The organism is Hyphomonas oceanitis SCH89, from assembly GCF_000685295.1.
In the GTDB taxonomy this organism is placed as follows: Bacteria; Pseudomonadota; Alphaproteobacteria; order Caulobacterales; family Hyphomonadaceae; genus Hyphomonas; species Hyphomonas oceanitis.
On sequence record NZ_ARYL01000096.1, the window covers coordinates 1 to 2,463 of the forward strand.

2 protein-coding genes are annotated in these 2,463 nt (G+C 53.5%); both read right to left on the minus strand.

What is annotated here, in order from left to right:
* Positions 1–185 precede the first annotated feature (185 nt).
* Positions 186–365 carry a helix-turn-helix transcriptional regulator gene (locus tag HOC_RS20295; RefSeq protein ID WP_035542320.1) on the minus strand — a complete coding sequence of 60 codons (180 nt, stop codon included), beginning with the start codon at positions 363–365 and terminating at the stop codon, positions 186–188.
* A 188-nt stretch (positions 366–553) separates the two neighbouring features.
* Positions 554–1,939 (minus strand): tyrosine-type recombinase/integrase, encoded by a 1,386-nt coding sequence (locus tag HOC_RS20300; protein ID WP_084146518.1) that lies wholly within the window; start codon positions 1,937–1,939, stop codon positions 554–556.
* Positions 1,940–2,463: the final 524 nt, after the last annotated feature.

The following is a 2,463-nucleotide window of genomic DNA, read 5'->3' on the forward strand; positions in this document are numbered from 1 at the left end:
CGAATTTACACCAAGTCCCGGGACGCTACCATTTTTAATGCAGAAGTGCTCAAGGAATTACCGTAGGTTACGGCCTAGTCGCTTGATCGGAAGACGCAATTTTGCTATATTTAACTGGTCTTGAGTTAGCGCTAGGACAAAAATTCTCGAAGGCCTCGGTAGCTGTTGCGCCGGGGCCTTTTTGATTAGGACGCTTTGGCCCGCTCCGCTTCCCAATCCTCAATAGCTTGTACCGGCCACCGCTTGGCGCGCTCACCGAGAGACGTGGGTTTGGGCAGGTGTCCGAGCTTTACCCAGCGCCAGATTGATTGGCGGGAAACGGCAAGGCGCTCAGCCAGCTGAACATCAGTTAGAAACGTCTGCATAGAAAATCCTCCATCGAATGCGACTGGGACTATTATCCTATGCTACAACATGGCGATCAATAACGCCGCGCCGCTCAATGACCGTGAGATGCCTGAAACTATGTGGAGAGTTTCCCTAGTGCATTGATATGTTGATATTATATTCAGCTAGGCATTACCTGAATTCCACGCCCTTTCGCGAATCCTAACTATGCGTTCAGAGCCCGGAACAGTTTTTCCATAGCTTCAGATTGATTTTCTTCTGGTAGCTGAGAAATAATTTTTATTTCTTCGACCTGGCGGATGATCTCCTTGGCGCTCGCCACGAATAACCTTTCCGCCTTTCTATTGGAGCCCGCCAGGAAGCTTCCCCACTCTGACATCATGGCGCGGCGCTTCTCCAGCATGTCGGCCCGGAAGTATGCCTGCTCTACCGCAGAGCCAATTCTGTGCCCTAAAGCGATCTCTGCCATCTCTCGAGGGTACTCTGTCCTCTCAGCAGCCCAGTTTCGGAATGTAGACCGTAGCCCGTGTGGGACCGCAGGAAGCCCGCTAATAGGATCTAGAAAGCCAACACTGTCCCGTTCCTGTATTCGCTTCATAACTGCAGCCAGGCCCATGTCAGAAAAGGCCCCATCCCTTGGAGCTGGGAACACGTAATCGTTTCGTCTTACCTTCTCAGCGTCGCGCAACAGGGCAATCATTGTCTCAGTGAGCGGCACTCTGTGTGGCTTCCTGCTGACCTTAGATGCCGCGCGGCCCGGTTGGATCGTCCATACCCTCGCGGCAAAGTTCACTTCGCTCCACGTCATCAGTCTGACAGCTCCAGACCGGCTTGCCGTCAGTGCCTGAAATTCTAGTGCACGCGCGGCGAGCCCCTTTCGGGTTTTCAACTGGGCAAACCAACGGGCGCTATCGTCTAGCTGCAATGCTGGCTGTCTCTTATCCCCACCACCGTTCTGTTGACGCTTCAAAGCATCAGGCGCCGAAAATATCTTATCAAGATTATTACGCCAGCGCGCTGGGTTGTCGCCCTTCCGAAAGCCGTGAACCGTGGCCCATGCCAAGACCGCTTCAATCCTTCCCCGCACTCGTGAGGCCGTCTCTGTCTTTTCGCGCCATATCGGATCGAGCACGCGTATTATTTCTTGGACGGTAATCTCCCCCACTTCCATCTGGCCCAGTTCTGGAACAGCGTACATTTCTAGCGTTGAGCGCCATTGTGCCTTGTGTTTGGGATTCCGGTAAGCATCGAGCTTGGTCTCGCAGTACTCGGCAACCGCATCAGCGAAGGTCAGCCCCTTTCTTATGCGCTCGCGCCTTGTAGGATCAACACCTTCAGAAATAGCCGCTCTAGCTGCAATCGCCTTCTCGCGGGCCTCAGCTAAGGGAACTTCCGGGAATGCCCCTAGCCCCCATTCACCACGCTTTCCCTTGAGGCTTGCTCTCAATACCCACGACCGAGCCCCTGAGGCGGATACGTGCAACAGCAGGCCGGGCACACCACCAACCGCATGACGTGTGTACTGCCCCGAGCCAGAATGAATGAGTGCAGTGACGGCACGGGCTGATAGCGGTTTAGCAAGTTTTGGCATTGGCGGGACGCTCCATCTATTCCGCCAACCGGACTAAGCTTTCGCTATATCTTATGCAACGCAATGTTACGGTAAATTCCCGTAAAGCCCTGTGTATACTGGAATTATGCGACGACATGAGTTGGCATGCTACACAATGATGGCGGCCTTCCTCTCCGCCACTTTTGTAGATACTTCAAACAAATCAAACACCTAGCAATACGCTCGGTTTCGACTTGCAACAGGTGTTCCAATTTACTGTTCCAATACTCCCGCGCGGGAGGCTCGCGATGAGCCTCCAGTGGACAAAATACATCACGCGGCGTGGCAATCGATTTCAACTCAGCCTTCCCATCTCCAGCCCAAACTCTACCGCGACGAACTGCGATGGTCGCTCCGAAGCCGCGATGAGCAAATCGCCAAGAGGAAAGCATTCCGAGCGAGTTTACTTTTCTGGGAATTGTGTGAAGGCATCAGGGCGACTGATCTTGCTATTTAGCCTCGGATTATGAGCAAGAACCCGTTCCGCTACTTCAAAACCTCGC

Coding starts and splice junctions, on each gene's coding strand:
- HOC_RS20295 (WP_035542320.1), bottom strand. CDS start 365: ATGCAGACGTTTCTAACTGATGTTCAGCTGGCTGAGCGCCTTGCCGTT.
- HOC_RS20300 (WP_084146518.1), bottom strand. CDS start 1,939: ATGCCAAAACTTGCTAAACCGCTATCAGCCCGTGCCGTCACTGCACTC.